General features: G+C 61.7%; 8 protein-coding genes and 1 pseudogene. 4 read left to right on the forward strand and 5 right to left on the reverse strand.

Features of this window, described 5'->3' with window-relative positions; all coding sequences use genetic code 11:
- The 4 genes and pseudogenes from ABYO54_RS11455 to ABYO54_RS11470 form a co-directional block, all read right to left on the reverse strand.
- Positions 1-245: pseudogene (locus ABYO54_RS11455) on the reverse strand (hypothetical protein); the annotation flags it as partial.
- Positions 232-975 carry a prolipoprotein diacylglyceryl transferase gene (locus tag ABYO54_RS11460; RefSeq protein WP_372808386.1) on the reverse strand — a complete coding sequence of 248 codons (744 nt, stop codon included), beginning with the start codon at positions 973-975 and terminating at the stop codon, positions 232-234. The gene ABYO54_RS11460 and the pseudogene ABYO54_RS11455, both read right to left, overlap by 14 nt.
- Positions 972-1553, reverse strand: a complete 582-nt coding sequence (locus ABYO54_RS11465) for an isoprenylcysteine carboxylmethyltransferase family protein (RefSeq protein WP_372808387.1) — start codon at positions 1551-1553, stop codon at positions 972-974. The genes ABYO54_RS11460 and ABYO54_RS11465 overlap by 4 nt, the downstream gene beginning before the upstream one ends.
- Positions 1546-2877: a radical SAM protein gene (locus tag ABYO54_RS11470; RefSeq protein WP_372808388.1), complete on the reverse strand. Its 1332-nt coding sequence runs from the start codon at positions 2875-2877 to the stop codon at positions 1546-1548. Before ABYO54_RS11470 ends, ABYO54_RS11465 begins: the two co-directional genes overlap by 8 nt.
- 138 nt (positions 2878-3015) lie before the next feature.
- On the opposite strand from ABYO54_RS11470, the gene ABYO54_RS11475 reads away from it, so the two are divergent.
- The 4 genes from ABYO54_RS11475 (at position 3016) to ABYO54_RS11490 (ending at position 6083) form a co-directional block, all read left to right on the forward strand.
- The gene (locus ABYO54_RS11475) at positions 3016-3831 is read left to right on the forward strand and encodes an SDR family oxidoreductase (protein ID WP_372808389.1); all 816 of its coding nucleotides are present in this window, start codon (positions 3016-3018) and stop codon (positions 3829-3831) included.
- Between the two features lie 303 nt (positions 3832-4134).
- Positions 4135-4566, forward strand: a complete 432-nt coding sequence (locus tag ABYO54_RS11480) for an NfeD family protein (RefSeq protein WP_372808390.1) — start codon at positions 4135-4137, stop codon at positions 4564-4566.
- A 12-nt stretch (positions 4567-4578) separates the two neighbouring features.
- Positions 4579-5508: an SPFH domain-containing protein gene (locus tag ABYO54_RS11485; protein ID WP_372808391.1), complete on the forward strand. Its 930-nt coding sequence runs from the start codon at positions 4579-4581 to the stop codon at positions 5506-5508.
- A gap of 92 nt (positions 5509-5600) precedes the next feature.
- Entirely contained in the window at positions 5601-6083 is a 483-nt protein-coding gene (locus tag ABYO54_RS11490; protein ID WP_372808392.1) for a 23S rRNA (pseudouridine(1915)-N(3))-methyltransferase RlmH, read from the forward strand.
- 26 nt (positions 6084-6109) lie between these two features.
- On the opposite strand, the gene ABYO54_RS11495 is transcribed toward ABYO54_RS11490, so the two are convergent.
- Positions 6110-7003, reverse strand: a complete 894-nt coding sequence (locus tag ABYO54_RS11495) for a hypothetical protein (protein WP_372808393.1) — start codon at positions 7001-7003, stop codon at positions 6110-6112.
- Between the last annotated feature and the right edge of the window lie 664 nt (positions 7004-7667).

A 7667-nucleotide genomic window follows, 5' to 3' on the forward strand; every position in this document is an offset into this window, starting at 1 on the left:
GCAAAGCAGGAGCCGATCAGCAACAGCGGGGCCGCGACCAGCAGGGTGAAGATCCCGACGCCGATGAAGGGGCGCCGCTTAACCAGTGCAACGATGCCGCCGACGGCCAGTGCGACGGCTCCGATAAACAGGGGGTTCGGCGATTCCGCCGCGAACATGAGAATGACCGCCAGGATGGCGACGACTAGGGCGGCGAGAAATCCGGTTAGAAAATCACCGCCGGGGCGGTATTCATGGTCGTACATCGGGGCTCTCCTTTGGTCTCAGTATCCTCGCTTTGCCCAGCAGGATAAGGATTCCCGCAAGGCAGATCCATTGAAATGTGGTGAGACCTGCCTGGATCGGGTGGGGGCGCAGGAACTCTTCGGCGAAACGGAAAACGAAGTAGGCGAGAAAGAAGCCGGTGAGTTGGTTGCCGCCGGGCGCGTTGCGGTTGCGCGGCAACTGAAGGATGGCGAACGCGGCCAGGCAGAAGAGCAACTCGTAGAGCTGGGTGGGGTGGCGCGCAATGCCGTCGCCGAAGTCGAGGCCCCAGGGCAGGGCGGTCGGTTTGCCGAAACAGCATCCATGCAACAGGCAGCCCATGCGCCCGACGGCCATGCCGATCGCGATCGGGGCGGCGAGCCGGTTGCCGTAGCGGCCTTCGATGCCCAGCCTCTTCTTGACGAGGAGCACCCCGAGGGTGCCGCCGACGAGGCCGCCGGCGATGGTGCGCCCGGCCAGCAACGCTTCCCAGCTGAACCCATGCCGCAGGTTCAGCAGGACCACCGGAAGCTTGGCGCCGATCAAGCCGCCGATCAACGCGGCGAAAACGATCGGAAAGAGCTGCCCGGAGGGCTTTTCCGCGTTTCGCGTATTGAACCAAAACAGACCGATGCCCGCCCCAAAGGCCAGCAGCATGAACAGCGCATAGGCCGGGAAGCCTTCCGGGCAAAGGCCCCATCCCGCGGGAGCGTTGTGCGCAACTTCCATCATTCGGCTCGGCGTCCGGGTTTGGGGAAGAAGCGTCCGGTGCGTTTGCGGTATGCGGCGTAGGCCCCGCCGAAGGTTGCGCCGAGCGCCTGCTCTTCGAGGTTGGAGCGGTAGATCATGGCCGGAATGAAAACCAACGTGTTGCCGAGGGCCGCCAGCGGGTTGAGGTAGGCGAGCGCCGCGCCGTAGAACATCCAGATGAGCGAGGCGTAGAGCGGGTGGCGTACGATCCGGTAGGGCCCGGTGGTCACCAGTTGCTGGTCCGAATAGACGCGAACGTGGTCCGACCAGTTTTGCTTGAGGAAGATCCGCCCCCAAATGTTGAACGCGGTTCCGAAAACCATCAGCGCAAGTCCGGCGCCGCGCAGCGGCAGGAGCCCGTCGCTGTCGATGGCGGAGATCCGCAGGCGGATGACGAGATAGAGCGCAACGAAGAATCCGGTCATGCTGGCCGTGGCGACGGGGCTGCGGCGTTCGCGGAATGCGCGTGCGCCGCGCGCATCGATGAAGTTGAAGGCGATGGCCGCCAGCATGGCCAGCGCGCAGATGGCCGTCGTAAGGTCTGCAACGACGTTAAACATGGCGGGGGCGATGAATGGTGTTGTAGGCGGAGAACGGAATCTTGGTTCCGTCGGGTTGGATCACATGGGCGCATTCGCGGCAGGCGCGGTTGAGGTCGAAGTTCCCCGCATCGAGGAAGCCGACGACGGTAACATGGAAAAAGCGCTCGTGCACCAAGCGGGACCGCTCCCGCCGCGAAAGGCGCAGCAGGTCGGCCGGCAGCCGTTGGGCGAGCGCCTCGAGAAGGGCGCCGCCCTTGCAAAGGCAGGCCCCCGCCGCGGCCTCCAAAAGATCCTCCACGGACGTCGTGAGCGGGTTGCCCGCCCACGCATCGGCCAGCGCGCGCGGGATCGGTTTCCAGTCGCCCGCGATCCGTTCGAGATAGACCATGCTCGCGAGCCCGCAGGAGAGCGGGATGAAATCGTTTGTGCCCAGCAGGCCGTCGGCGGTGCGGGCGAGCGTATTGACCACCTCGGTTTGGGTGACGCGCTCGGGCGCGGCGCCGTTGGCCGGGTTGCGCCCAAAGAGGGCTTCGCATTGGAAGTTGATGCCCCGGACGGCGGGGTGGTCGAGCGCGAAATGCAGCAGCTCGCCGGCCTGCTCCAGATTCAGCCCGCGCCGCAGGGTGGCCACGAGCGTGGCCGGAATGCCGTGCTCCGCCAGTTGATCCAGCGCCGCCAGCTTGGTTTGCAGCAACGCGCGTCCGCGCAGGGTTTGGTGGATGTCGTCTTCGAGCCCGTCGAACTGGAGATAGACCTCGAAGCCGTTGCCGAGTTGGGCCAGCTCCGCCGGGTCGAGGGTGCCGTCGGCCAGCGAGAGCCCGTTGGTGTTGAGCATCACGTATTTAAACGGCCGCTCCATGGCGGCCCGGAGGATTGGCACGATTTCGGGATGGCAGGTCGGTTCGCCGCCGCTGATCTGCAAAACGTCCGGGTGGCCCCCGGCCGATTCGGCCGCGGCGTCGAGCATCCGTTCGACGGTACCGCGCGGCAGGTGGTGGGCCGTCCCCGAATCGGCATAGCAGACCGGGCATCCCAGATCGCAGGCGTCGGTCACCTCGATCAGCGAAATGCAGCTCTTCTGCCGATGGTTTGGGCAGAGCCCGCAGTCGAACGGGCAGCCGCGGCCGGTTTGTGTCTGGACGTGCGCCGGCGCACGGTGGGGGCGGCGGGTTTGTTCCCATGCGCCGTAAAGCGCGGCGTCGTGCTCCACGAGCGCGCTCTTGGGGCCGCAGTCCGGACAGTTCGATTCGAGGAAAAGCGCGCCGCCGCGCTCGGCGACCCGGGCGGGAACCACGGTGCGGCAGGCGGCGCAATAGGATTGGGTTTCGGTGGGATTCGGCATGGTTCCTTCATAGTTGGTTCCGCCGCGTTTTCCAACAAGGTATTTTCGCGGCTTTATGCTCCCACTTAGATTTGCATTGCAAACGATCCGTTTGGATGTTCTTATCTCAAACCTTTGAGGAAAGAACAGGAGCCAATCATGAAAAACCTTTTCGACATACAGGATAAAGTCATTGCAATCACCGGGGCGGCGGGCGTGCTGGCCGGAGGCACCGCGAATTATCTGCAGGAGCAGGGCGCCTTCGTCGTCTATCTCGACCTCTTTCAGGAGAAGGTCGATGCCGCCGTTGAAAGCGCGAAGAAGATCTCGGACAAGTGCTGCGGGTTTGCCTGCAACGTACTGGACCAGCAGGCGCTCGACGAGGTCTGCGACAAGGTGCTGGAAACCTGCGGCCGCATCGATGTGCTGATCAACGGCGCGGGCGGCAACATGCCGGGCGCGACCATCGGGCCGGACCAGGACGTGTTCGACCTCAAGCTCGAAGACTATTCCAAGGTGCTCGACCTCAATCTCAAAGGGACCGTGATGCCGACGATGACCTTCGCCAAGGCATTCAAAAAGCAGGGCCACGGCGTGGTCGTCAATTTTTCCTCGATGTCGTCGCCGCAGGCGCTGACCCGGGTGCTGGGCTATTCCAACGCCAAGGCCGCCATCGACAACTTCACCCGTTGGATGGCCACCGAGATGGCGCTTAAATACGGCGACAAGATCCGCGTCAATGCGATCGCGCCGGGGTTCTTCATCAGCAACCAGAACCGCGCGCTGCTGACCAACGAGGACGGCTCCTTCACCGAGCGCGGCCAACAGGTGATCCGCAAGACGCCGTTCCGCCGCTTCGGCGAACAGGACGAGGTTTTCGGCACGATCCATTACCTCATCTCCGATGCCGCCTCCTTCGTGAGCGGCATCGTGGTTCCGGTCGACGGCGCCTTCTCCGCCTTCAGCGGGGTCTAGTGCATCGTATTGCCTAGAACTTCGTATTTTCACCACAGAGGGCTCTGAGACACAGAGGCTCATATTATAAATATCCCCTCTGTGTCTCTGCGACCTCTAGCGAAGCGGGTGGTTGAAAATCATCCGAAAGTTTAAGGTTTTCAGTGTACTAGTTATGGTGCGCAGTTTCCGGCGTGCAAATGCCGCGTTTCCTTCCAAATGGAGCGCGGCTTTTCTATTAATTCATTACAAAGTGATTGGCCATTTGTAATGGCGGCGCCTATGCTGTAGAGCTAAGTTCTGAATGTTTTCAAGGAGGCGGCGATGTACGGTCCTGCGTTTTGGTGGACGATAGTTGGAATCGTGTTGATGATTCTGGAGTTGGCCGTGCCTGGTCTGGTGCTGTTTTTCTTCGGGCTGGGGGCATTGGCAACGGCGTTGTTGGTTTTGATCTTTCCCGCCGGGGTGGCGTTGCAGTTGATCGTTTTCGCGATTGCGTCGCTGGTGTCGCTGTTTGGGCTTCGGCGGCTGCTCAAGCCGGTTTTCGCGGGGCGCGCCAGCCGTGCGGGGAGCGCGGCGGACGGGATCGTGGGGAGCGAAGGAAAAGTGACCGAGGCCATCACCCCGGAAGAGGCGGGGCGGATCGTGGTCAACGGGACGGGCTGGAAGGCCGAGTCGGAAGAATCTATCGAAGCGGGACGGGCGGTGGTCGTGGTTGGCCAAAGGAGCCTGACGCTGATTGTGAAAGGGAAATAACGGAGGAGTTCAATGGAGCAGGCACTCATTATCATTGCGGTCGTGGTTGTTGCGCTGGTTTTCGTGGCGCTGATCAGAACCATGCGGATCGTTCCGCAGCGCAGCGCGTTCATTGTTGAGCGGCTGGGGAAGTACCACAAAACCCTGGAGGCGGGGATGCACATTCTGTTCCCGTTCATCGACAAGGTGGCCTACAAGCACACGCTCAAGGAGCAGGCGGTCGACGTGGCGCCGCAGATGTGCATCACCCGCGACAATATTTCGGTGGAAGTCGACGGTATTCTCTACATGCAGGTGATGGATGCGAAGAACGCCTCCTACGGCATCGGCAACTATAGTTTCGCCTCGACGCAGCTGGCCCAGACCACCATGCGCTCGGTCATCGGCAAACTCGATCTCGACAAGACGTTCGAGGAGCGCGACTCCATCAATAGCGCCATTGTCGAGGCGGTCGATGCCGCCTCCGACCCGTGGGGCGTGAAGGTCACCCGCTACGAGGTGAAGAACATCACGCCACCGCAGAGCATCAAGGAGGCGATGGAAAAGCAGATGAAGGCCGAGCGCGAAAAGCGCGCCGTGATCGCGGAATCCGAAGGCGAACGCCAGGCGCAGATCAACCGCGCCGACGGGGAAAAGCAGGCGGCGATCGCCCGGTCCGAAGGGGAAAAGCTCCGCCGGATCAATGAAGCCGATGGCCGTGCCGCCGAAATCCGCGCCGTGGCCACCGCCACCGCCGAGGGCATCACCGAGATCGCCAAGTCGATCAACGCCGAAGGCGGCTCCGATGCGGTCAACCTGCGCATCGCCGAGCAATACATCACCGAGTTCGGCAACCTGGCGAAGGTCAACAACACGATGATCATTCCCTCGAACCTCTCCGACGTGGCGGGTTTCATCGCCACCGCCAAGGAAGTGATCGGCAAGATGGGCAGCAAGGCCTAAAGCGTGAGGCCTGATCTGGCGAGGCCGCGTTCCGTCCGACGGAACGCGGCTTTTTCTTTTCCCGTCCCGCGGGATAGGGCATAAAGCGAAACATGAAGATTTGCGTATTGCTACCGGGAAAGATCAAACCCAAGGCGCTGGCGGCGGGGCAGGATGAATATGTCAAGCGGTTGAAGTCGTTCGGCGTCGAAGTGCTCGAATACAAAGACGAAAAGGTTTCCTCGCGCACGCCGCAGCAAACCAAGGAGGCCGAGGCCGACCGCATTTGCAAACTGCTGAAAGACGGCGACTATCTGGTTGCGTGCGACGAACGCGGCAAGGCGATCCAAACGATGGAGCTGGCGGAATTGCTGAAGGCGGGGCGGCAGGGCGCCCATCCCTTGTCCGGCAAGCGGCGGATCGTGGTCGTGGTGGGCGGCGCGCTGGGGCTGGCCGAATCGGTTCGCCAAAAGGCGGATGCGGTCTGGGCGCTTTCGTCGCTGGTGATGGCGGGGGGCATTGCCCGGCTGGTGTTGCTGGAAGGGGTGTACCGGGCGTTTACCGTCGTTGAAAACCACCCGTACCACAATGAGTGAACGGGTGAAGCCAAGGGGGGCGGCTCTTACTCCTCCTTGTCTTTGTCCTTATCCTTGTCTTCGGTCGGTTCGGTCGGCTTGGCTTTGGCGGCGGGTTCTTCGGGTTCGTCCGGGACGTCCCACGGATACTTCTTCATGATCGACTCCGGCGAGCAAATGTCGCGAACGAGCAGTTCGCCGTCGGCCCCGCGCATGGTCAGCTTGATCCATACGCCCGCCAGGTCGCTTTTCAGGTCGATGTTTTCGCCCCATTCATAGCTGGCGGAGCGCTGCAGCAGTACCACGCTTTCGGTGGAGATGGTGCCGCTTTGCTTGGGGGCGAGCGTCTTGATTTTCTTCTCGCCCTTTTTGACCTTCAACTGGTCGACGGCCATGTATTTCTCGGGGCGGGTTTCATCCTTGGAGCGGCCCTTGTTGGCCTTCTCGTCCTTGACCGGCTTTTGCTGATCGTAGTAGATCCGGAATTCCATCGTCATGTCGTCGAGCGCGGTGCCGCTCTTGTTTTCTATCGCCAGCTTGTATTTGTACTGCGTTTTCTTGTCGACCGCGACCGTCACCACGCCCGACATCCCGCCGCCCCGACGTCCCCCGCTGGTTTCGTCGCCGATATCGACTTCGACGTTCTTCTTGGTGCTGTCGACTTCGTCGCGTTCGATCTCCAGCTTGAGTTTGGCGGGCGACAGGAACGCCTCGTAGGTCTGCCATTTTTCAATGAAGGTCTGGTCCTTTTTGGAAAACGCCGTGGCGGGAACCGTAAGCCTTTTTCGGTCCTCGCGCTCGATCATGACCTTGCCCGAGGCGCTGTCGTAGCTGATGATCTTGGCCTTGAGCGTCCGCCCATCCTCCGCGGTGAAGGTGCGGAATTCGTCCGCCTGGCTGACGGCGGCAATCATAATTAGTAACCCGACGAGTCTCTTCATGGCTCTCTCCGTTTTTGGTTGATCCAACATTACATCCTGAGCCGCATTTTATTGCTTTTCCGATCGTTGGCAATTCCTTTGCGATGTTTTACCGTCTTGGCAATCACGGGCCCGGGATACCCCTTGCCCTCGCGGGACAACACCAGTCGCGAATGGTATCGCCATAGAGACGCCGCTACGAGGTGGCTTTATGCCTGAAGGGACAACAAATACGAATGGTATCGCCCCCTTCAGGGCGAGTGGCCTGGAGCACGCGGGGTTCCCTGACCCCTTCCGCATCCGCTGGCGCGGATTCCGTGCCCCCGGGGCATCGGCTGAGCCACCTCGAAGCGGCGGCCCTACCTGACACCGCCTGTGCCGGCTTCCGTGCGGCGCGGTCTATTGCTTCCGGGGTCACGCTTGGAGGGGCACGGGCTCCGTGCCTCGGTCGCAGGGCCTGCGCCCCTCCAGCGGTCGTGGAGCAGGCATCCTTGCCTGCTCAAGGGCAGGCAGAGATGCCTGCCCCTCAGTCACAGAGATAGGCAGGATGCCGGGCCTACTTTCCATGCAATCGCCGAAATAACTTATCGAGAAGTGGTGGCAGAAAAACGGGGCGGCAGTAAAATTTCGGTGCGTCCGCCGGAAGCGCGCTTCGATTGCGCTGAAGGCGCAACACAATTTAGCC

It is taken from the genome of Pontiella sp. (assembly GCF_041622395.1).
In the GTDB taxonomy this organism is placed as follows: domain Bacteria; phylum Verrucomicrobiota; class Kiritimatiellia; order Kiritimatiellales; family Pontiellaceae; genus Pontiella.